The organism is Stenotrophomonas sp. 22LJNL06-5-1, from assembly GCF_056861455.1.
In genome coordinates, this window is the sequence record NZ_JBSPUE010000001.1 from 1,149,562 (window position 1) to 1,170,900 (window position 21,339).

At 64.7% G+C, this 21,339-nt stretch carries 18 protein-coding genes; 10 read left to right on the plus strand and 8 right to left on the minus strand.

Translation table 11 applies throughout. From position 1 onward, the window contains the following. Window positions 1-165 precede the first annotated feature (165 nt). From AC13GF_RS05355 to aceE, 4 genes are all read right to left on the minus strand, one after another. Window positions 166-1,485, minus strand: coding sequence for a DNA cytosine methyltransferase (locus tag AC13GF_RS05355; RefSeq protein ID WP_483003610.1), 1,320 nt, complete (start codon window positions 1,483-1,485; stop codon window positions 166-168). Window positions 1,486-1,958: 473 nt separating this feature from the next. Further along, entirely contained in the window at window positions 1,959-2,678 is a 720-nt protein-coding gene (locus tag AC13GF_RS05360; RefSeq protein WP_158684090.1) for an HNH endonuclease, read from the minus strand. Continuing rightward, window positions 2,675-3,991: an ATP-binding protein gene (locus AC13GF_RS05365; RefSeq protein WP_080398661.1), complete on the minus strand. Its 1,317-nt coding sequence runs from the start codon at window positions 3,989-3,991 to the stop codon at window positions 2,675-2,677. The genes AC13GF_RS05360 and AC13GF_RS05365 overlap by 4 nt, the downstream gene beginning before the upstream one ends. Before the next feature lie 163 nt (window positions 3,992-4,154). After that, on the minus strand, window positions 4,155-6,842 hold the full coding sequence (gene aceE / locus AC13GF_RS05370) for a pyruvate dehydrogenase (acetyl-transferring), homodimeric type (RefSeq protein WP_483003611.1): 2,688 nt from the start codon (window positions 6,840-6,842) through the stop codon (window positions 4,155-4,157). A gap of 568 nt (window positions 6,843-7,410) precedes the next feature. On the opposite strand from aceE, the gene AC13GF_RS05375 reads away from it, so the two are divergent. Both AC13GF_RS05375 and AC13GF_RS05380 read left to right on the plus strand, forming a co-directional pair. Then, on the plus strand, window positions 7,411-7,971 hold the full coding sequence (locus AC13GF_RS05375) for a PadR family transcriptional regulator (RefSeq protein WP_483003612.1): 561 nt from the start codon (window positions 7,411-7,413) through the stop codon (window positions 7,969-7,971). Window positions 7,972-8,030: 59 nt separating this feature from the next. Next, window positions 8,031-8,828 carry a siderophore-interacting protein gene (locus AC13GF_RS05380; protein ID WP_180883408.1) on the plus strand — a complete coding sequence of 266 codons (798 nt, stop codon included), beginning with the start codon at window positions 8,031-8,033 and terminating at the stop codon, window positions 8,826-8,828. Window positions 8,829-8,901: 73 nt separating this feature from the next. Here the strand turns inward: AC13GF_RS05380 and AC13GF_RS05385 are convergent, their stop codons facing one another. Then, entirely contained in the window at window positions 8,902-9,735 is an 834-nt protein-coding gene (locus AC13GF_RS05385; protein WP_483003613.1) for a hypothetical protein, read from the minus strand. Window positions 9,736-9,945: 210 nt separating this feature from the next. Between AC13GF_RS05385 and AC13GF_RS05390 the strand changes: the two genes are divergently transcribed. Next, on the plus strand, window positions 9,946-10,347 hold the full coding sequence (locus tag AC13GF_RS05390; RefSeq protein WP_483003614.1) for a hypothetical protein: 402 nt from the start codon (window positions 9,946-9,948) through the stop codon (window positions 10,345-10,347). Between the two features lie 200 nt (window positions 10,348-10,547). On the opposite strand, the gene AC13GF_RS05395 is transcribed toward AC13GF_RS05390, so the two are convergent. After that, on the minus strand, window positions 10,548-11,255 hold the full coding sequence (locus AC13GF_RS05395) for a YceI family protein (protein ID WP_126928819.1): 708 nt from the start codon (window positions 11,253-11,255) through the stop codon (window positions 10,548-10,550). An 86-nt stretch (window positions 11,256-11,341) separates the two neighbouring features. Then, on the minus strand, window positions 11,342-11,932 hold the full coding sequence (locus tag AC13GF_RS05400) for a malonic semialdehyde reductase (RefSeq protein WP_004139510.1): 591 nt from the start codon (window positions 11,930-11,932) through the stop codon (window positions 11,342-11,344). 120 nt (window positions 11,933-12,052) lie between these two features. On the opposite strand from AC13GF_RS05400, the gene AC13GF_RS05405 reads away from it, so the two are divergent. From AC13GF_RS05405 to AC13GF_RS05430, 6 genes are all read left to right on the plus strand, one after another. Further along, a complete protein-coding gene (locus AC13GF_RS05405) occupies window positions 12,053-13,018 on the plus strand; it encodes a mitochondrial fission ELM1 family protein (RefSeq protein WP_126928820.1) in 966 nt (321 codons plus the stop codon). A 199-nt stretch (window positions 13,019-13,217) separates the two neighbouring features. Then, the gene (locus AC13GF_RS05410) at window positions 13,218-13,448 is read left to right on the plus strand and encodes a hypothetical protein (RefSeq protein WP_483003616.1); all 231 of its coding nucleotides are present in this window, start codon (window positions 13,218-13,220) and stop codon (window positions 13,446-13,448) included. Between the two features lie 48 nt (window positions 13,449-13,496). Next, window positions 13,497-14,348: a DUF2145 domain-containing protein gene (locus AC13GF_RS05415; protein ID WP_483003618.1), complete on the plus strand. Its 852-nt coding sequence runs from the start codon at window positions 13,497-13,499 to the stop codon at window positions 14,346-14,348. Between the two features lie 19 nt (window positions 14,349-14,367). Further along, complete coding sequence (locus AC13GF_RS05420; protein WP_004139502.1) at window positions 14,368-14,871, plus strand: hypothetical protein; 504 nt, start codon at window positions 14,368-14,370, stop codon at window positions 14,869-14,871. A gap of 31 nt (window positions 14,872-14,902) precedes the next feature. Further along, window positions 14,903-15,418 (plus strand): hypothetical protein, encoded by a 516-nt coding sequence (locus tag AC13GF_RS05425; RefSeq protein ID WP_329892829.1) that lies wholly within the window; start codon window positions 14,903-14,905, stop codon window positions 15,416-15,418. Between the two features lie 75 nt (window positions 15,419-15,493). Continuing rightward, window positions 15,494-16,054 (plus strand): queuosine precursor transporter, encoded by a 561-nt coding sequence (locus AC13GF_RS05430; protein WP_126928824.1) that lies wholly within the window; start codon window positions 15,494-15,496, stop codon window positions 16,052-16,054. Window positions 16,055-16,623: 569 nt separating this feature from the next. Here AC13GF_RS05430 and glnE read toward each other — a convergent pair. After that, window positions 16,624-19,419 carry a bifunctional [glutamate--ammonia ligase]-adenylyl-L-tyrosine phosphorylase/[glutamate--ammonia-ligase] adenylyltransferase gene (glnE, locus tag AC13GF_RS05435; protein ID WP_483003619.1) on the minus strand — a complete coding sequence of 932 codons (2,796 nt, stop codon included), beginning with the start codon at window positions 19,417-19,419 and terminating at the stop codon, window positions 16,624-16,626. A gap of 386 nt (window positions 19,420-19,805) precedes the next feature. On the opposite strand from glnE, the gene AC13GF_RS05440 reads away from it, so the two are divergent. Next, window positions 19,806-21,320: an acetyl-CoA hydrolase/transferase family protein gene (locus AC13GF_RS05440; protein ID WP_483003620.1), complete on the plus strand. Its 1,515-nt coding sequence runs from the start codon at window positions 19,806-19,808 to the stop codon at window positions 21,318-21,320. The last annotated feature ends 19 nt before the right edge of the window (window positions 21,321-21,339 follow it).

The window sequence follows — 21,339 nt, forward strand, 5'->3', positions numbered from 1 at the left end:
GTGCTCGGCCTGACGGCTACGTCCTCTCCGCCGAATGCGCGCCTTTGTAGGCGGTTGACCCCATCTCGAACTGACTCTTCATCCCCGCCTCGTTCGGCATCAACACTAAGAGTTCCCATAATTCCCTGTTCCTCAGTCCATAGAAGAGCGACGAATCATCGCAACCTAACCATCGCAGCGTAGAATTCCGGCCAGGTTGTTACCAATTGCGCGTGCAAGCGGCACTGGTACTGCGTTGCCAATCTGGGTGTACTTAGGCAGCTCGCGGAAGTGAATTCCTTCCAGCGGATTCCCTGCCCTTCGGATTCCCCCGGTGGTGCGCTTACCACGGAACTCATACCAGTCCGGGAAACCCTGCAAACGTGCCCACTCGCGCACGGTCAGAGTCCGCGGCTGCTTGAAATGCACGTAATCGTCGGGCAAAGACGTTGCAGTAATCATGGGTCCATTTCGCCCCCAAGTCGCCGGCAAAAGCCGCTGCGCGAACTTCTTAGTACCGATGTAGTGCTCTTGGTTGATCATCGCCTGGAACTTTGCCCGGACTTGCTCGCTGTGCTTGCTGTACTCGTGATCAGTGACTGGCTCGCCCACTCCCGACAGCTTACCCGCGAGATTTGTCCGCAACTGAATTTGGACATCAGTCAGTGCAGGACTTGGATATACATCGGTTCGCCCACCATTGAAATGGGACGGATCTACTAGATCACCTAACAGATCGATCAGATCTGGGGCGCCACCGCTTGGCCGGGGAAGAAATCCAAGGCCGACCGCAGTGTCGTCGATGAAGTCGACCTCATTGGTGCGCGTAGCGGCACCGCCGATATCCTCTCGAATGCCGACCAGCATGATTCTGGGCCGATTCTGGGCGACCCCATAGTCCTTTGCATGCACCAGCTGAGATGCAAGCCTGTAGTTTCCGATCCTCGCAAAGGACCTTTTCACCGCGTGCCAGATTTCGCCATTCTCACCGTCGGGCGTCCAACGGCTTGTAAGCAGACCGCGCACGTTCTCGAAGACGAAAGCCTTTGGCTGCAAATGGCGAACAATGCTCGCCATGTCTTTGAATAGATGGTTTGAGGGCACATCGTGCTTGTCCACCGCGTACGATCGCCGATGTCCAATTCCCGAGAAGCCCTGACAGGGAGGGCCTCCCACGACAAGGTCAATTTCGCCGTGGGAGATACCGAACGCTGAATGGAAGCGCCCCTCGAGCTCGTCCAGATAGGACTTCTTTGTCATCTTCCGCGCATCGGAGGAGCTGAACGGATTCAACCAGCGGGATTCGTCCATCTCATGACGAAAGTGCTCGTAACGCTGGCGCCGATTCACCAGGTACGTACTACGTGCGTCGTCGTTGAGCTCGTTCACAAAGATCGGAGTAAAGCCAGCCTCCTCCAACCCTAGGCCGAAGCCGCCACAACCTGCGAACAGATCTACTACGCTCAAGAATTTCTTTTGCAAGGTCGTCCCCAATCGTCCCGCCAAGGGGCAACCTTGGCGCAACCTAATTACTTTCCTAGAAGGCCTCGCCAGCTCGCCCCGCGGCATGTCATGGGCCTCTAATGGAGAGCCTCGTGCCGCTGCGACCTAAGCTGCTCCTTTAGGTGCACAAACTTGTACTGCCCCGCCCCACCCCACACGAGGCTAGCTAGACGCAGTCACCGACATTTTGACAGGCCCCAGGCCTAAGAGCTAGCCGCCGCCCGCGGACCACTGTTTTCCCCAATTCTGCCTCAAGCTGAGCGCGGCGCACCACGACCTCACCCAAGACGGCTCAGCTCCTGTAGGCATACAGACTGGAACGCGGATCGATAACGCACGAGATTCCGTGCTTCCTCGTTGCTTTATGCACTCCCTGCTTAGGAGCAAAAAAGCTTGGCACCCCCACAAGTCGCACTTGATTGCATTTCGCACTGGAGTGCCGTGGACGGTTTGCGCCCCTAACGGGCCTTCAGACGTTACATCACTTCAAGCGAGATTCTGCCAACGGCTACCCGCGCCCTATGCGATCCCCGCCCAGCGAGCTTCTCGAGCAACTGGATTGCCGCAATCTTCCGACCCTTTTGCTTGTACGAACCAACCCTTACCACGAGGTCTACGACCTTTGGCCGATCCCCAACTGCGAAATGGTCGGAGAGCCTAGCCGCATTCAGTTTATCAATTCTACAGATACTGATCGTGCACCGCCCCTTTTCCGTTCGATGCAGCACGCGATTGAACTCGTCCAACCTCAGATGAAGACCCCACTCGTCGAACTGGGGATGAACAATTGCGTACGCTTCCGACGACATAGGAACCACGGCAAGTTCGGCCGCAACAATCCCGGTCGCCAATGCTGCCTTCTTAGACTTTGCCCCGTTGCAAGGTCCACAGGCGACGGCCAGGTTCAGCAAGCAGACCATGAAGTCCGCCCTATCGTTCCTGGATATTACGTGATCCAGCTGGTATGCAAGCTTGTTATTAGGCAACTCAATGCCGCAGTAGCAACAGCGCCGTGCTTGCCCGTAGTAGAAATGATCCTTGAGGCTCGCCTTTAATGCTTGCAGGTCCGCCTCCAAGTGCGCTGGAGGCGCCTCCCAGTGGACCCGATCAGTAAGTCCGCAGACTAATGCAAAGTATTTGGCAGTACTAAGCCCAATGTCCATTCCGCTCGGCGGCCGAACTAGTCCATTGTTCATTGCTTCATCAACCTTATCGCTTCATTGATTAGGCTTTGATCTTCGTAATTTCCGCTGTATGTTTTTGAAAGCTCCTTGAGACGATCGATAGCATCCGTTGCCGCCGCCGGACGTTCTTCGGCTTCTGAAATAGCACGCATGATCTCATCCGCCAGGAACAAGCTAGATGGAACGGGCGACTCAAAAACATCGACCAATATCTTCTCAACGGAGCCAAATTGATGGTCAGCCGACTCACCATGCCTGCCACTACCAAGCTTGGTTACCCTGCACCCATAGCTTGAGAACCCTTGAGCGATTAGCGGAGAGTGGGTCGCGATCACTACATGACAATCTTTAACAATACTCATCAGTTGAGCCATGTGCTTTGCGTAGTCTATCTGCCACTTGGGGTGAAGACTAAGTTCCGGCTCATCTATGAGAACCACAGCATTGTTCCTCAGTGTTCCGGCGAGGCCCAACAGAGAGCAAAGAAGCTGCTGCTCACCAGAGCTCGCCGATGCAACACTCAGAGCCTCGCCGCTCCCCCTAAATACCGCCGCTTTTGACACCCTCACAAGTTTCAAGCGCCGGAGTACGGCTAGGGATTGGAACCTCGCAAATGTCAGCGAGGAGCTGGCTACATCTCTGCCGAACTGGACTGTAAAGGTACCCTTACGAACCGTTTCACCAAGTGTATCGACGGACGTTTGGATAACGTTCGCGAGTTCCCCCCAATCATCGCCAGCACATTGGCGCTTTAGTTCACGCAGGGGCGCAAACGCATCGGTAGACTCCAACAACCATCTGGTTTGTTGAGGATCCCTCTTTAGTGCTTCAAGGAACTGCTGCGCCTTTGGGAGGAAATTGAAGGCGAGCTCGCATTTTTCGAGAAACCCAGCAGCCTTCAAGAAGGTAAAGAAGTGCTCAGCCCTCTCATCACTCTGACTTACGCCTATTATTGCTCGCTCGAGGACATCGATCGTCACCCTCCTCGGTCTGAACGCCTTGTCAGCCGTAACTCCAAGCGGAATATAGAATGACAGATCGTCAGCCCCGTCGCGATATGAGCTCACCACACTCATTCCCCTTTCCCCTTTACTCGAGAATCTGGAAAAAGGACTGTATGTTTGGCAGATTAGCCTCGCGACCGTTCCGTCAATCTGACCGGTAGAGAAGTCATCATTTTTGATGCGTGCCGCTATAGATGTAAGCAGGTGGGTTTTACCTGCTCCATTGGGACCTGTGACTAGCGTAACCCGATTGTCGCCTAGGTAGTCCCCGTACAAATCAAGCTGGCAACCCCTCACCTCCGCCGTTCTGATTGAAACCATCTTCTCCTCCTTTGAGAATGACAGTTATGGATTCATCAATACTGAGGTGCCAAGCAGCGAATTCTCATTCCACCGCGCAGCATATATTCTGGAAGTGCGGGACCTTAGACACAGAAAAGGGAAGCCGAGGCCCCCCTTTTCTGCATTCAACCGCAACTCTTCATCAAACCCCGACAGGATTAGCCTTCTCCGGATCAATCTTGTACTGCTTGATCGCCCGGGCCACATCCTTCGCGGTCATCTTCCCTTCCTTCGCCAGCGCCGCAATCGCGGCATGCGCGATGTAGTAACGGTCAACCTCGAAGAACCGACGCAGGTTCGCACGCGTATCCGAACGGCCGAAGCCATCGGTACCCAGCACGGTGTACGACATCGGCACGAACGCACGGATCTGGTCCGCATACGCACGCACATAGTCGGTGGCGGCAATCGCCGGGCCCTGGCGGCCTTCCAGCAGCTCGGTCACGTAGGCCTTGCGCTGCTCACCTTCCGGATGCAGGCGATTGGCACGCTCCACGTCGAAACCATCGCGACGCAGTTCGTTGAAGCTCGGGCAGCTCCAGATATCGGCGGTCACGCCGAAGTCCTTGTCCAGCAGCTCGGCGGCGGCAATGGCTTCGCGCAGGATGGTGCCCGAGCCCAGCAGCTGCACGCGCAGCTCGCCCTTCTTCGGCTTGCCGGCGTCGGTCAGCAGGTACATGCCCTTGACGATGCCTTCGGCCGCACCTTCCGGCATTTCCGGGTGGGTGTAGTTCTCGTTCATCAGGGTGACGTAGTAATACTCGTCAATCTGATCTTCCATCATCGCCTTGGTGCCGTGCTGCAGGATCACCGTCACTTCGAAGCCGAAGGTCGGGTCGTAGCTGCGCACGTTCGGGATGCCACCGGCCACCAGATGGCTGAAGCCATCTTCGTGCTGCAGGCCTTCACCGTTCAGCGTGGTGCGGCCGGCGGTGCCACCCAGCAGGAAGCCGCGGGTACGCATGTCCGCTGCCTGCCAGGCAATGTCACCCACGCGCTGGAAGCCGAACATCGAGTAGTAGATGTAGAACGGCAGCATCGGCACGTTGCTGACCGAGTAGCTGGTACCGGCGGCCATCCACGAGCTGATCGCACCCGGCTCGCTGATGCCCTGCTGCAGCACCTGGCCGCTCTGGTCTTCGCGGTAGAACATCAGCTGGTCGGCATCGACCGGCTTGTACTTCTGGCCGAACGGCGCGTAGATGCCGATCTGGCGGAACAGGCCCTCCATACCGAAGGTACGGGCTTCGTCGGCCACGATCGGCACGATGTGCGGGCCCAGTTCCTTGTCACGCAGGGTGATGTTCAGGCTCTGCACGAAGGCCATGGTGGTGGAGTAGCTGCGCTCGCCGCTGCTCTTCAGCAGGCGCTCGTAGCTTTCCAGCTTCGGTGCCACGAAGGTCTTGTCGGCCTTGCGGCGGCGCTGCGGCAGGTAACCGCCCAGCGCGGCACGACGTTCCTGCAGGTACTGCACTTCCGCCGAATCCGGGCCCGGGTGGTAGAACGGCACCTGGCCGTCGGCCAGCTGCGCGTCGGTCACCGGAATGTTGAAGCGGTCGCGGAAGTGGCGCACCGCTTCGTCGTCCAGCTTCTTGGTCTGGTGGGTCGGGTTCAGTGCCTCACCGGCGCTGCCCATGCCGTAACCCTTCACGGTCTTGGCCAGGATGACGGTCGGCATGCCCTTGGTGTTCACGGCCTGGTGGTAGGCGGCGTACACCTTGTGCGGGTCGTGGCCACCACGGTTCAGGCGCCAGATGTCGTCGTCGCTCAGGCCGGCGACCATCGCAGCGGTTTCCGGGTACTTGCCGAAGAAATGCTCGCGGGTATAGGCGCCGCCGAAGGCCTTGCAGTTCTGGTATTCGCCGTCGACGGTTTCCATCATCAGCTTCTTCAGGACGCCGTCGCTGTCCTTGGCCAGCAGGGCATCCCAGTAACCGCCCCACAGCAGCTTGATCACGTTCCAGCCGCCGCCACGGAACACGCCTTCCAGTTCCTGGATGATCTTGCCGTTGCCGCGCACCGGACCGTCCAGGCGCTGCAGGTTGCAGTTCACCACGAAGATCAGGTTGTCCAGGCCTTCACGGCCGGCCAGGGCGATGGCACCCAGGGTTTCCGGTTCGTCGCTTTCGCCGTCGCCGATGAAGCACCACACCTTGCGGTCGGACTTCTCGATCAGGCCACGGTTTTCCAGGTAGCGCATGAACTGCGCCTGGTAGATGGCGGCCAGCGGGCCCAGGCCCATCGACACGGTCGGGGTCTGCCAGTATTCCGGCATCAGCCACGGGTGCGGGTACGAGGACAGGCCACCGCCGTCCACTTCCATGCGGAACTTGTCCAGCTGCTCTTCGCTGATGCGGCCTTCCAGGAAGGAACGCGCATAGATGCCCGGGGCGCTGTGGCCCTGGATGAACAGCAGGTCGCCCGGGTGGCTCTCGCTCGGGGCGCGCCAGAAGTGGTTGAAGCCCACGTCGTACAGGGTGGCGCCGGAGGCGAACGAGGCGATGTGGCCGCCCAGGTCACCCGGCTTGCGGTTGGCGCGGACCACGGTGGCCATCGCGTTCCAGCGGATGATCGAGCGGATGCGCCATTCCAGCTCGGCATTGCCCGGGCTCTTGGCCTCGAGCTGCGGCTCGATGGTATTGACGTACTCGGTGGTGGGAGAGAACGGCAGGTAGGCGCCCGAACGACGGGTCAGTTCCACCATGCCTTCCAGCAGCTGATGCGCGCGCTCGGAGCCCTCGACATCAATAACGGCCTTCAACGACTCGATCCACTCCTGGGTTTCCACAGGATTCGGGTCGTTGTTCAGCACCTCGTTCAACCAGTTCATTAGCGCTCCCATAACCGCACGCACGCGCGCGACTGTTGTATAGATTTCTAGACCGCAAAGTGTAGCGCACCAAGGGCTTTCGTCACTTGGCTACGCAGGCGTATGGATGCAACCAGCCAGTGTCCGCAAGGGGCTTGCCAGGCCCGCTGAAGGCCCTGCGGCGGGCCTTGGTGGCTGCGCGGGCTGTCGCTTGCGGGCCGCTGCGCCCATGTGCAGGACGCAGTGTTACCGCTGCCGATGACGGTTGTAGGGCAGCGCCATGCCCACCAGTATCGGCTGCGCGTGCCGGCGCTGAACCGGCGACAACGTGTCGCACCTGCCTCTGGATCGCCCCCCGCCCTGCCCTCAGGGTAGGCCTCGAGTGTTGGCCTCGCCCGCTTCGGTCCGCCGTCTGGCCCTGCCTCACTCCCTTCCACAGTGTTGCCCGGGGCGCCTCGCAGGGGGCGCCCCTTTTGCTGTGCGCGGGGCTGGCCGTGGCCCAAAACTGACCCGCTTGTGGCCGGATCGGTGATTGTCGTCTTCGATATATCGATATATCGTTTGCACACTCGTTTACCGATATATCGAAATGAGCCGTACCGCTTCTCCCAGAACCCGTTCCACCGACCCATCCGTGCCGCGCCGCAACGGCCAGCCGCGGGTGCTCAGCCGCGGCGACCTGCGCCTGCTGGTGCTGGCCCTGATCGGCGAGCAACCCCGCCATGGCTACGAGCTGATGCAGCTGATCAGCAACCAGTTCATGCAGGCCTACACGCCCAGCGCCGGCACCATGTATCCGCTGCTGGCCAGCTTCGAGCAGGCCGGCTGGATCGAGGCCGAGGAAGTGGATGGGAAGCGGATCTTCCGCATCACCGCCGCCGGCGAGTTCGAGCTGAAGGTGCAGCGCACCCAGGTGCGCCTGGCGCAGCGGCGTGCCTTCGACCGTGCCCGCGAGATCACCAAGGCCTCGCTGCCGCCGCCGCTGGCCGGTGCCCTGCGCGAGTTCAAGCGGGCGCTGGTGCATCACCACGGCCGCTGGGCCGAGGGCGAAGCGGAAGAAGTAGCGGCGCTGCTGACGCGGGCGTCTGCCCTGCTCAACGGTACGGCCGGTAGCGAGAGCCCACCCATTTCAACGACCCAGCCAGACTGAATCCAGCCAGGTCTCCCCTACGCCGCGCGCCCCCGCGCGACACCTTTACAGGTAACTCCATGACCGAACACAACAACACGCGCCTGCGCCTGGATGTGCGCTTCCGTGAACTGACCGTGCTGCGCACCGAAGAGGTCACCCCGCACATGCGCCGCATCGTGCTGGGTGGCGCCGAGCTGGCCGGCTTCGATTCGCCCGGCGCTGACGACCACATCAAGCTGTTCTTCCCCAATGCCAGCGGCGAGATGGTGCTGCCGGTGGTCACTGCCGAAGGCCGCAGCTATCCGGCCGGCAAGGAGCCCTCGCCGGCCCGCGACTACACCCCACGCTGGTGGGACCACGAGACCGGCGAGCTGGCCATCGACTTCGTGCTGCACGACCAGGGCATTGCCGGGCCGTGGGCCGAGCAGGCCAAGGCTGGCGATACGCTGGTGATCGGCGGCCCGCGCGGCTCCTTCGTGGTGGCCGACAGCTTTGATGCCTATGTGCTGATTGGCGATGAAACCGCGCTGCCGGCCATCGCCCGCTGGCTGGACGTGCTGCCGGACGGTGCCGAGGTGCAGGCCTTCATCGAAGTGAGCGACGAAGCCGAACGCCAGGACCTGCCGCAGTACGAGAACGTGCGCATCCACTGGCTGGAGCGCAATGGCTTCCCGGCGGCCAGCAGCACGCTGCTGGAAGACATGCTGACCGACTTCGAGGCACCGGACGGCGATGTCTTCTACTGGATCGCCACCGAATCGCGCCGCGCGCGGATGATGCGCAAGTTCATCGAAGGCCACCTGGGCGTGCCGCGCGACTGGATCCGTTCGACCGGCTACTGGAAGGCCCACCCGGACGAAACCGACGGCGATTGATCAAAAGGCGGTGGGTGCGGACCGTTGGTCCGCACGCCCTGCAACAGGTAGTGCCGGCCGCTGGCCGGCAACCTCATGAACCCTCGGCAGGAACCTGCAATTGCCGGCCAGCGGCCGACACTACCGCGCGGGACGCCACCCGCCGCATCCACCCGAACCGCTGCGCGGCCCAGATCTCCAGCGCCACCAGCAGCGCGATGATCAGCAGCGGCAACAGCAGCCCGAAGTACACGCCGGGCATCATGCCGTTGATCTGCGCCTTCACCAGCCGCAGCACGCCACGAGTGTGCAGCAGCTCATCCACATGCATGGACAGCGCCTCGCGCACCACCTTGGGTTCCAGGCCGAGGGTGCCGGCCTTGTCCACCAGCGTGTCTTCCACCATGCCGCGCAGCAGGCCTTCGCGCACTTTGCCGATCACCCAGCCGGTGCCGCGCGCCAACGGGCCGTTGCCAAGACGATCAAGGCCGGGCAGCGGATGTTCGCTGAGGTAGGCCGAGGCAATGGTGTCGGCCACATCACCCACCGTGCCCTGGCTGCGCAATGCCTCACGCATGCGCGGGTCGTCCAGCGAGTCGGTGAAGCCTTCGCTCCAGCCTTCCACCAGGGTCTGCAGGTGCGGCTGGAAATGATCGAGCTGCTTGAACAGCGCGCGGTGCGCACCGGCGGTGAAGCCCAGCTGCAGGCCGAAGAAGGCGGTGGCCAGCGGCAGCAGCACCACGTAGCTGGCCAGCAGCCAGTGATGCCAGCGCTTGCGCCGCTGCAACCAACCCCGGCGGTGCAGCCCGCGCCAGGCGACGATGCCCAGCACCAGGCCAAGCAACGTGCCGAGCACGCTGCCGCCCACCAGATCGAGCACGCTCAGGCCCGACCAGAATTCATTCAACCAGTACTGCGCGTCCTGCATGGGTCTTCCTTCCGTGGGTGCGGCTGCGCCTGAAATGCCAGCCAGGTAGGGTCGACTGTTAGTCGACTATCGCGCGCAGCGCGGGGGTTTCCGGTATCGCGCCAAGAGCAGTCGACTAACAGTCGACTCTACCAAAGCGGAAGCGTCCCGGCCCGGAGCACGCCAAGCAATGCGACAATCGCGCTCCTTTCCTGCAGCAACGAGGCCCACATGGCCAAACTGACCCTGGCCAGCGTGGACGCGCTGCGTACCCGCTTCGCCGATGACGCCGCCTGCGATGCGGCTCTGGCCGCGTTCGCCGACACCGCCGCACTGCGCACGCCGCTGCGTGAGCTGGTGGAGGCCCAGCACCGCTACCTGCAGGCCGAATTCGAAGTAGCACAGGTGGCCGACGTGCTGCGCCGCGACCAGAAATACGCGCCAGTGGGCCGGCCTTCGATCAACATCGTGCAGCTGCGCAAGCAGCAGGCCGCGACCAAGCAGGCGGCGCTGATCGCACGCCAGGTGGTGGCGCAGACCGCGCAGACCTTCGCGCGCATGAGCGGGCTGGCGGTGAAGGCCAAGCAGAGCCCGAGCGAAGCGTGCGTGGCTTGGTTGGGCGCGTTGCGCTGAGGGATCGTGCGGACCAACGGTCCACGCCCACCAGATGCAGGCTGGCACCTACCGGGTAGTGCCGGCCGCTGGCCGGCAACACCATCATCATCGGGCACCTCGCATGCGGCCGGCCAGCGGCCGGCTCTACCCGCGCTCCAAAAAGAAGGCCCGCTTTTCAGCGGGCCTTCTGCCTTCTCACGACGAGTGAGTGGGATGCATCAAGCAGCCGGCTTTTCGCCGGTGGCTTCGGTGGTGATGCGGATCTTCACTTCATCGCTGACGTTCGGGGCATAGGCGCCGACGCCGAAATCGCTGCGCTTCAGGGTGGTGGTGGCATCGAAGCCGGCGGCCGGAACCTTGGCCATCGGGTGCTCGCCGCCGCCGTTGACGGTGACGTCCAGGGTGACCGGCTTGGTGATGCCCTTGATGGTCAGGTCACCGGTGACGGTCAGCTTGTTGGTGCCAGCCGCTTCCACCTTGGTGCTCTTGAAGGTGGCATCGGCGAACTTGGCAGCGTCGAAGAAGTCGGCGCTCTTCAGGTGCTCGTCGAACTTGGCGGTGAAGCTGTTCAGGCCGCTCAGCGGCAGCTTCACTTCCACGGTGGACTTGGTCACGTCGGCGGCGTCGTACACCAGAGTGCCTTCAACGTTGCCGAAGTGCGCGCTCGGGTTGGAGAAGCCGAAGTGGCTCCACTGGGCCAGCACGTCGGTGTGGGTCGGGTCCAGCTTGTAGGTGCCCGAGGCGATCTGGATCGCTTCGGCGGCCGGCGCGGCGGCAGCGGCGTCGGCGGCCGGGGTGGCAGCCTGCTCGGTGGTAGCCGGGGCGGCGGCATCGGCAGCCGGGGCAGCGGTGTCGGCCGGCTTGGAGCAGGCGGCGATGGCCAGGGTCAGGGCCAGCGGCAGCAGCAGTTTACGGGTGGCGCTCATCTGAGGAACTCTCCGGATCGTAGGGTGGGTACACGGTGCAGCAAGAGCCTGCCACGGGACGGCAGGCCCGAAACCGATACAGCGACTTACGCGATGCGCGCCGCTTCGTCGAACGACAGGCGCGGCAGACGCGGGAACAGGCCCGCCGAGTCACCGTAACCCAGGTTGACCAGGAAATTCGACTTGATGGAGGTGCCGGCGAAGAAGGCTTCATCCACCTTGGCTGCATCGAAGCCCGACATCGGGCCGGCATCCAGGCCCAGCGCGCGTGCGGCCAGGATCAGGTAGGCGCCCTGCAGGCTGCCGTTGCGGATGGCGGCTTCGTGGCGGCCTTCCTGCGGGCCGTCGAACCAGGCCTTGGCATCGGTGTGCGGGAACAGGTACGGCAGCTTCTCGTGGAAGTCCAGGTCGAAACCGATAATGACGGTGACCGGGGCGGCCATGGTCTTGTCGTGGTTGCCTTCGGACAGGGCCGGGGCCAGCTTGGCCTTGGCTTCCTTCGAGGTGACGAAGACGAAGCGGGCCGGCGTGGTGTTGGCGGCGGTCGGGCCCCACTTCACCAGGTCGTACAGTTCCTGCAGCAGGCTGGCCGGGACCGGCTTGTCGAGGAAAGCGTTCTGGGTGCGGGCAGTGCGGAACAGCTGGTCGAGGGCAGCAGCGTCGAGCGCGTGGGACATCGGTGGATCTCCAGGGCGGCTAAGGGAAGTCAGTGCCCGCGGGCGGCGCGGGGCGAAACGACGAGCCGCAGTGTAGAGTGTCGCGACTGTTGCAACACCCAGCAGGGCTGAAACGAATTAATGCCACAGGTGAAACGATCGAGTGCGCCCTGGACGGTCACGGACGGCCGTGCCGGCAATGTCCGCCAGGCGGTCGCGCTGGCCTCTGCGCTGCGCCAGGGCACCCATCGGCCGCTGGTCCTGCAGCCCCGCGCACCCTGGCGCTGGCTGTCGCCGCGGCGGCTGCCCGGTGATGTGAACGGCTACGGCGAGGCATTCGCGACGCTGGCCACGGACGCCCCGCCGCTGGCGATCGGCTGTGGCCGTCAGGCCGCCGGCGCACTGCGCGTGCTGCGCGCACGTGGCAGCCAGGTGGTGCAGATCCTCGACCCGCGCATCAACGCCCGCCACTGGGATGTGGTGGTGGTGCCCGAACACGATGCCCTGCGTGGCAGCAACGTGCTGACCCTGCTCGGCAGCCTCAACCCGGTGGACGATGACTGGCTGGCCTGGGGCCGCGCCGCGTTCGCTGGCTTCAGTACCCTGCCCGGCCCGCGCACCGCGCTGCTGGTGGGCGGGCCGACGCCGCTGGCGCCCTGGGACGAGACCGCGATGGTGGGCGTGTTCCAGGCGCTGGCCGAGCAGATCCGCAGCGAGGGCGGCAGCCTGCTGGCCACCACCTCGCGACGCACGCCGCCGGCCTTGGCGGAGATCCTGCGCGCGACGTTCGCCGACCTGCCGCATGTCATCTGGGGCGACGGCGGCGACGGCACCAATCCTTATGGCGGCCTGCTCGGCTGGGCCAACCGCGTGGTGGTCTCGCCCGATTCGGTGAACCTGCTGTCCGAAGCCTGCGCCACGCGCATGCCGGTGATGGTGGCGCTGGCCGATACCGTGCAGGGCCGGCTGGCGCGCTTCCAGCAGCAACTGCGCGAGCGTGGGCGGCTGCAGGCGCACTGGCTGGACTGGCAGTACGACCGCATCGAGCCACTGCGCGAGACCGCGCGGGTGGCGGCAGAAGTGAAGCAGCGCCTGGCACTGGGGTAGTGCCGGCCGCTGGCCGGCAATCGGGGGCGCCTGGCATCACGGTAGTGCCGGCCGCTGGCCGGCAACGCTCTACGCGCTACCGAAGATCCTGACATTGCCGGCCAGCGGCCGGCACTACCCGATTGCGCAGCGATTTCTGAACATTTCAATCCGCTTGCACAGTTAGAGTCCGGTTTCCCCCATCACTCCGAACGTCTTCATGCGTACCCTGCTCCTGCTGCCCCTGGCCCTGCTCGCCGCGTGTTCCACCGCGCCCACCGAACTGGATCCGATCTCGTATCAATGCCAGCAGCAGCTGGACGCTTACCGCGAGCAGCCGGCGCTGCGCGATCCGAAGACTGGCGAGCGCCCGCCGTTGCCGATCGCGCCGATCAGCGATGCCTGCGACAAGGAGCTCCAGCGCAAGGGCGTGGATCGTCCGCTGCGCTGAGCAGCGTATGATCGGCGCGCGGGCCTGCCCGCCGTTGAAGGTACCGACATGGATCGTTTTTCCCGCCTGCCCCGCGCCGCGCTGCTGATCGCCAGCCTGCTGGCGACCGCATCCGCTTGGGCCAACAGCACCGAGTGCCGCGAGCGCTACCCGAGCGTGGCGTCGCAGGCGGCGATGCTGGACGTGGCCTGGACCACCGCCGAGCGCCTGGACGCGCTGCCTGATGTTGACGTGGTGGTGGCCGCACGCGGTGGCCAGGACCTGAGCCGCTATGGCCTGCGCCACAGCCACCTGGCCTTCCTGCTGCGCGAGGACGACGGCCGCTGGCGCGCGATGCACCTGCTCAACCGCTGCAAGACCGACAGCTCGCAGCTGTACCACGAAGGGCTGGGCAACTTCGTCGGCGAGAGCGGCGGCCATACCGACCTGCGCATCGGCGTGCCGTCGGCACCACTGCGTGCCGCACTGAAGGCGATGCTGGTGTCGCCGTCGATCCAGCCCAAGGCACTGCACGAGACCAGGTACAACGTGGTCGCCTACCCCTTCGCCACCGACTACCAGAACTCCAACCAGTGGGTGCTGGAAGTGCTGGCCGCGGCGATGGCGCAAATCGAAGGCGCGCCGGCCATCGTCAAGCGCGAACAGGCGCAGCAATGGCTGCGCCAGCAGAAGTACCAGCCCAGCGTGCTGCATATCGGCCTGGGCAAGCGCGTGGGTGCGCGCCTGTTCGTGGCCAACGCCACCACCACCGACCATCCGGCCGGCGAACGCATCTCCGGCAACTATTCGGTGGTGACGGTGGAATCGGTGTTCGATTTCCTGCACCAGCGCAGCCAGCTGCAGCAGGAACTGGTGATCCCCCATGTGCCGGTAGCCGGTGCTGCCGCCGCCACGCCCTGAATCCAGCAAGGAGAACGACATGCGTACCCTGCCCGCCGTCCTGATGCCGATGCTGATCGTCGCGAGCCTGGCCTGGTCCACGGCCGCCCATGCGGAGCGCCGCATCGTGATCATCCATGACCCGGGTCCGCAGGGGCCGAGCCTGGAGATGTCCACGCAGATGGTGACCTCGGCACGCGCGGCGGCGGCGAAGGAAGCCCAGGATGCCGCCGATGCTGGCCAGCCGCTGGCGCGCCCGCAGCAGATCAAGCTGCCGCAGATGCAGGTAAGCGCCATCGCCACCACCGTGGATGGCCGCCGCGAAGTGCTGCTGCGTGATGCCAACGACCCGCAGAACACCGCGTCGATGCAGTACCCGCGCGGCATCGGTGATCCCGCCGTGCAGTTCACCGTGGGCCAGACCGTGAACTTCGAGCCGACCGGCGCCGACCAGGGCTGGCAGCTGAAGGACAACCAGGGCCGCCCGCTGGAATACCTGCCCGAGGCCACCGGCCCGCGCGACATCTTCGATACCCGGCGCTGAGCCGCCGTCCCCCCCTGACCAGGAGGTCTCCATGTTCCGTTGCCTGCGCGTTCCCGCCACTGCCCTGCTGCTTTCGGCGCTGGTGGTACCCACCGTCCATGCCGGCGCCGCGCCACAGTTGAACAGCGGCCAGACCAGCGTGCTGGTCACGTCGCTGATCGTGCTGTCGATTCCGTTGGCCACGTCGATGGGATTGGCCGAACTGTCCAAGGCCCCGTTCAAGGCCAGCGAGCGCAACGGCAAGGTCGCCGCACGCACGCCGGCGGTGCCGCTGCCGCCGATGGAGGTGAAGCAGGTCGCCACCACGCCAGCCGGTGATCGCCAGGTGCACCTGCAGGTGCCCGGCAAGGCCGACCAGACCGCAACGCTGCAATGGCCGGCGGCTGCAGGCGATGACCCGATCGCCGGCTTCGTCGTTGGCCAGCAGGTGCGCTTCGACCCGACCGACGCGGGTGCCGGCTGGACCGTGAAGAGCGCGCAGGGCCAGGCGCTGGCCTATGTGCCGACCGCCTACGCCGCCGGCGACGTGATGAGCGAAGTGCTGTAAAGCTGAACGACCGGTTTTGGCTTTGCCGCGGGCCGGGCGGATAATGGGCGATCCCCTTTGTCCCCCTGGCTCGCCATGTCCGTGCGTCCTGCCCCTGTGTTTGCCCCGCTGACCGCCCGCGCCCTGGTGCTGGCGGTGCTGGCGATGGGCGCGGTGGTGCTGCTGTCCAACGTACTGGTGCAGTACCCGATCAACGATTGGCTGACCTGGGGTGCCTTCAGCTATCCGGTCGCGTTCCTGGTCAGCAACCTGATCAACCGCCGCTTCGGCCCGGGCCCGGCGCGCCGCGTGGCGTGGATCGGCTTCCTGGTGGCGGTGCTGCTGTCGATCTGGGTGGCCACGCCGCGCATCGCCGTTGCCTCGTGCTCGGCCTTCATCGTGGCGCAGCTGCTGGACATCACCGTGTTCGACCGCTTGCGCCGTGGCAGCTGGTGGCGCGCACCGATGGTGGCCACCACCTGCAGTGCGACGGTGGATACCACCATTTTCTGGTCGATCGCATTTGCCGGTTCGGCGCTGCCGTGGGTGAGCTGGGCCGCCGGCGACCTGGCGGTGAAGCTGGCGATCGGCGTCTGCCTGCTCGCGCCGTTCCGTGCGCTGCTGTGGAAGATGGCGCCGCTGCGCACCACCAGCTGACCGCCATTGCCCTGGTGGGTGCCGACCTTGGTTGGCACGCTGTTGCCGGGGTCATGAACGCTGATGGATTGTGCCAACCAAGGTTGGCACCCACCAACAGCAGGTCATCGCCAGGCCATAGCTCTGGTAGGTGCCAACCTTGGTTGGCACGCTGTCGCCGGGGTCATGAACGCTGACGGATTGTGCCAACCAAGGTTGGCACCCACCAACAGCAGGTCATCGCCAGGCCATAGCTCTGGTAGGTGCCAACCTTGGTTGGCACGCTGTCGCCGGGGTCATGAACGCTGACGGATTGTGCCAACCAAGGTTGGCACCCACCAACAGCAGGTCATCGCCAGGCCATAGCTCTGGTAGGTGCCAACCTTGGTTGGCACGCTGTCGCCGGGGTCATGAACGCTGACGGATTGTGCCAACCAAGGTTGGCACCCACCAACAGCAGGTCATCGCCAGGCCATAGCTCTGGCAGGTGCCAACCTTGGTTGGCACGCTGTTGCCGGGGTCATGAACGCTGACGGGTTGTGCCAACCAAGGTTGGCATCTACCAACTGCAGACCTCCGCCATCCGCCACTCAGGCGAACGGCAGCTCTGCCGCTCTGCACGCTGCGGCAATCGCTGCACACGCGTCATCAATCGCCGGTGTGGTCGGTGCCAACCGCGGGCGGCGGTCCAGCGTGCAGGCCAGGCCAACATCCAGCAACGTGGCATGTGCTCCATGCAACGCCTGCGCGGTGGCATCCGGCAGGAAACCGGCAACCGCCAGCGCATCAATCAACGAGGGCGTATCGCGCGGCTGCAGCAGCGCCGCATGCTGCGCACTGCGCGCCAGCACACCGGTCTGCAGCAGGAACTCCAGGTCCACCACGCCACCGGCGCCCTGCTTCAGGTCCAGCCGCGCGGCATCGCTGCGGTCCAGTTCGGTGCGCATGCGGCCGCGCATCTTCAGCACATCGGCATACAGCGTGGCCGGATCGCGCTCACGCCCCAGCGTCTGCGCACGCACCTGCTCGAAGTCGGCCAGCAAGCTCGCATCGCCGGCCACGCCGCGCGCGCGCACCAGCGCCTGGTGTTCCCAGGTCCACGCCCGTTCACGCTGGTATTCGGTGTAACTGGCCAACGAAGACACCAGCGAACCCTTGCCTCCATCGGGGCGCAGGCGCACGTCGATATCGTACAGACGCCCGGCAGCAGTGACTGCACCGAGCAGCGCCATCACCTTCTGCGCCAGGCGCGCGTACCAGCGTCCCGGCTCCAGCGGACGCGCGCCATCGCTGGCGTCCACCCCGGCCGGGTTGTCGTGCAGGAACACCAGGTCCAGATCGGAACCGAAACCCAGTTCAAGCCCACCGAGGCTGCCGTAGCCGATGATCGCGAAGCGCCCGCCGGGAATCTCGCCGTGTGCGGCGTGCATGTCCGCTTCGGCCATCGCCAACACGGTGACCACCACCGCCTGCGCCAGCTCGGCCAGTTGCCGGGTGCTGTCCACCGCGCCCTGGCGGCCATCCAACGTGGCCATCGCCATGCGGAAGCTGAGCGCCAGCCGCGTCTCGTTGAGCCAACGCAGCGCGGATTCGGGATCCTCCACTGCCAGTACCTGTTGGCACTCCGCCAGCATGCCAGCGGCATCCGGCATCGGCCCGGACACGCGCACGTCCAGCAGTTCGTCCAGCAGCAGCGGATACGCCGCCAGGCGCTCGGCCAGCAGCGCGCTGCGCGCCAGCACATCGACCAGCCGCGCCAACGCGCTGGGCTGCTCGTCCAGCAGCGCGAGATAGCTGGTCCGGCGCAGCACCGCCTGCAGCAGGCCAAGCACGCGCTTGAGCGCGGCATCCGGCTGCGGTGAACGCGTGGCCGCATGCAGCAGCGCAGGCAGCACGCGATCCAGACGCGCACGCGCGGCATCAGACAGTGATTTCACGCCGGTGCCCTGGGCGAAATCACGCAGCGACTGGTCGGCGCCGTTGGCATCGAGGAAACCGGCTTCGGCCAGCAGTGGTGCGTTGCTGCCTTCGGGCAGGCTGCGCCAATAGTTGGCCAGCGCGTCGGGCGCGGCCTGGCCCTTGCGTGGTGCCAGCAGCGCGGCGAATTCAGTACTGACGCGCAGCTGCTGCACAGCCAACGCCGCGCGCAGCACCTCCCAGTCCGGATAGCCGAGGCCGACGGCGATGCGCTCGCGGTCCAGCGCGTCGCTGGGCAGTACGTGGGTCTGCGCGTCGCGCAGCATCTGCAGGCGGTTCTCCAACCGGCGCAGGAACAGGTAGGCCTCGCGCAGCGCACTGCCGTCCTCGGGCGCGATCTGCCCGGCAGCCACCAGTGCCTCCAGCGCCACCAGCAGGCGACGCTCGCGCAGTGCCGGCTCACGGCCACCCCGGATCAGCTGAAGCGCCTGGCACAGGAATTCGATTTCGCGGATGCCACCGGCGCCGCGCTTGATGTCTTCATGCAGTTCCCGCCGCGCGACTTCGGCGGTGATGGCCGCTTTCATCTCGCGCAGGCCGTCGAGCGCGGTGAAATCCAGGTAGCGGCGGTACACGAACGGGCGCAGGGTCTGCAGCCACGCTTCACCCGCCTCGATGCCGCCAGCCACCGCGCGCGCCTTCAGCCAGGCATAGCGTTCCCAATCGCGGCCCTCGCGCTGGAAATACTGGTCCATCGCCGCGAACGACAGCGCAACGCGGCCGGCGCTGCCGAACGGACGCAGGCGCAGGTCGACGCGGTGGCTGAAGCCATCGACGGTGGTTTCATCCAGCAGCTTGGCCAGGCGCTGCCCGAGACGAGCGAAATATTCTTCCGCCGCCAACGGGCGCGGTCCGTCCGATTCGCCGCCCTGCGAGTAGGCATAGACCAGATCCACATCGGAACTGAAGTTGAGCTCGCCACCGCCAAGCTTGCCGAGGCCGAACACGACCAGTTGCTGCGGCGCACCCTGTTCATCGGCGATGACGCCGTGGCGCTGGGCGAATTCCTGCTGCAGGGCATCCAGTGCCAGCCGCAGGCAATCCTCTGCCAGGGTGGTGGCACCGGCCAGGGTCTGCGCCACGTCGTCCAGACTCGTCAGGTCGCGCCAGATCAGCCGCGTGGACATGGCGGTGCGCCAGCGCCGTATCTGCGCCGGCCAGTCGCTGGGCTGCAGCGGATCGAGCACCGGGGCCGGGATCGGCGGGCAGCCGGGCGCGGCCAGCTGCGCCAGCAGCGCCGGTTGCCGCACCAGGGTGTCCAGCGCGAAGTCGCTGGTCACCGCCAACCGGGTCAGCAACGGCAGCAGGTCGGCCGGGATCGGCTCGGGCAGGACCTGGGCCAGACGCGCCAGGGCGCGGTCGACAAGAGGCTGCAGGGAGGCGGGCAGGTCAGCGGGGGCGAGGGTCATGGGCTGATTCTCGCGGGGTCGGATCCCTTTGCCAACGGCGAGGGGCTCTGACCCCGAGATACCGCCGGTTGGTGCCGCTGGCGGGATCAGAGCCTTTTGCCTGTGGCAAAAGGATCCGATCCCCGATGGGAACCGCGCATTCATACTGGGCGACAGGCAATAAAAAAGCCCGCTTGCAGCGAACTGCCAGCGGGCTCTGCTCCCTCCCCCACGTCGGGATGCAGGGCCATCGTGCGGGCTGCGAAAGCACTTTGCACGCTGCACTGCAAAACAAAACCGGCGGGTTTGGGTGACCCCTGCGGGAAAAGCCATTCCACGAAGGTAGAACCCCCCGTACGGATGAGGATGGCCGATAATCGGAATTCCCCCCAGCAACACGTGTCGTCATGTCTGTTGATCGCATCGCCAACGCGCGTCTCCGTGACCGCGTGGTCTCCGCAGAGGCCGCAGCCGCGCTGATCCAGCCCGGTGAAACCGTGGCCATGAGCGGCTTTACCGGCTCCGGGTATCCCAAGGCCGTTCCCGTCGAACTGGCCCGCCGCATCGAAACGGTGCATGCCCAGGGCCTGCCCTTCCAGATCAGCCTGATGACCGGCGCCTCCACCGCGCCGGAACTCGATGGCGCGCTGGCCAAGGCCGATGGCATCGCCATGCGCATGCCGTTCCAGAGCGACCCGGATGCGCGCAACCGCATCAACGAGGGCAAGCTGGATTACATCGACATCCACCTCAGCCACGTTGCCCAGCACGTGTGGTTCGGCTTCTACGGCGAGATCGATACCGCCGTGATCGAGGTCTCGGCCATCCGCGAAGATGGCTCGCTGGTGCCCTCCACCTCGGTCGGCAACAACAAGACCTGGTTGGACCTGGCCAAGAAGGTGATCGTCGAGGTCAACGAATGGCAGCCGGCCGGCGTGGACGGCATGCACGACATCTACTACGGCACCGCGCTGCCGCCGCACCGCAAGCCGATTCCGCTGGTGAACGCCAACGACCGCATCGGCGACACCGCGCTGCGCTGCGACCCGGACAAGATCGTGGCGGTGGTGCGCACCAACGGCCCCGACCGCAACAGCCCGTTCAGCCCGATCGATGCGACCAGCGAACAGATCGCTTCGCACCTGATCGAATTCCTCAAGCACGAGGTGAAGAAGGGCCGCCTGCCGCCGAACCTGCTGCCGCTGCAGTCGGGCGTGGGCAACATCCCCAACGCCGTGCTGGCCGGCCTGGCCAAGAGCGGTTTCCGCGACCTGGCCGCGTTCACCGAAGTGATCCAGGACGGCATGCTCGACCTGCTGCGCGATGGCGTGCTGAGCTACGCCTCATGCACCGGCTTCGCGCTGAGCCCGCAGGCCAACGAGACGTTCAAGGACAACATCGATTTCTACCGCGAGCGCATCATCATGCGCACGCAGGAGATCTCCAACCACCCGGAACTGGTGCGCCGCCTGGGCTGCATCGGCATGAACGGCATGATCGAGGTGGACATCTACGGCAACGTCAATTCGACGCACGTGATGGGCACGCGGATCATGAACGGCATCGGCGGTTCGGGTGACTTTGCCCGCAACGGTTTCCTGTCGGCGTTCCTGAGCCCGTCCACCGCGAAGAACGGCACCATCTCGGCGATCGTGCCGATGGCCAGCCATGTGGACCATACCGAGCACGACGTGTCGGTGATCGTGACCGAACAGGGCCTGGCCGATCTGCGTGGCCTGACCCCGCGCAAGCGTGCGCAGGTGCTGATCGACAACTGCGCGCATCCGGATTTCCGCCCGCAGCTGCAGGATTACTTCGACCGCGCCAGCCGCGAGAGCTACGGCAAGCACACCCCGCACCTGCTGCCGGAAGCGCTGTCGTGGCACCAGCGTTGGCTGGATACCGGCACGATGAAGGGTTGATCATTGTCGGTTCGCCGGG

Coding starts and splice junctions, on each gene's coding strand:
- AC13GF_RS05360 (WP_158684090.1), bottom strand. CDS start 2,678: ATGAACAATGGACTAGTTCGGCCGCCGAGCGGAATGGACATTGGGCTT.
- AC13GF_RS05365 (WP_080398661.1), bottom strand. CDS start 3,991: ATGGTTTCAATCAGAACGGCGGAGGTGAGGGGTTGCCAGCTTGATTTG.
- aceE (WP_483003611.1), bottom strand. CDS start 6,842: ATGAACTGGTTGAACGAGGTGCTGAACAACGACCCGAATCCTGTGGAA.
- AC13GF_RS05375 (WP_483003612.1), top strand. CDS start 7,411: ATGAGCCGTACCGCTTCTCCCAGAACCCGTTCCACCGACCCATCCGTG.
- AC13GF_RS05380 (WP_180883408.1), top strand. CDS start 8,031: ATGACCGAACACAACAACACGCGCCTGCGCCTGGATGTGCGCTTCCGT.
- AC13GF_RS05385 (WP_483003613.1), bottom strand. CDS start 9,735: ATGCAGGACGCGCAGTACTGGTTGAATGAATTCTGGTCGGGCCTGAGC.
- AC13GF_RS05390 (WP_483003614.1), top strand. CDS start 9,946: ATGGCCAAACTGACCCTGGCCAGCGTGGACGCGCTGCGTACCCGCTTC.
- AC13GF_RS05395 (WP_126928819.1), bottom strand. CDS start 11,255: ATGAGCGCCACCCGTAAACTGCTGCTGCCGCTGGCCCTGACCCTGGCC.
- AC13GF_RS05400 (WP_004139510.1), bottom strand. CDS start 11,932: ATGTCCCACGCGCTCGACGCTGCTGCCCTCGACCAGCTGTTCCGCACT.
- AC13GF_RS05405 (WP_126928820.1), top strand. CDS start 12,053: ATGCCACAGGTGAAACGATCGAGTGCGCCCTGGACGGTCACGGACGGC.
- AC13GF_RS05410 (WP_483003616.1), top strand. CDS start 13,218: ATGCGTACCCTGCTCCTGCTGCCCCTGGCCCTGCTCGCCGCGTGTTCC.
- AC13GF_RS05415 (WP_483003618.1), top strand. CDS start 13,497: ATGGATCGTTTTTCCCGCCTGCCCCGCGCCGCGCTGCTGATCGCCAGC.
- AC13GF_RS05420 (WP_004139502.1), top strand. CDS start 14,368: ATGCGTACCCTGCCCGCCGTCCTGATGCCGATGCTGATCGTCGCGAGC.
- AC13GF_RS05425 (WP_329892829.1), top strand. CDS start 14,903: ATGTTCCGTTGCCTGCGCGTTCCCGCCACTGCCCTGCTGCTTTCGGCG.
- AC13GF_RS05430 (WP_126928824.1), top strand. CDS start 15,494: ATGTCCGTGCGTCCTGCCCCTGTGTTTGCCCCGCTGACCGCCCGCGCC.
- glnE (WP_483003619.1), bottom strand. CDS start 19,419: ATGACCCTCGCCCCCGCTGACCTGCCCGCCTCCCTGCAGCCTCTTGTC.
- AC13GF_RS05440 (WP_483003620.1), top strand. CDS start 19,806: ATGTCTGTTGATCGCATCGCCAACGCGCGTCTCCGTGACCGCGTGGTC.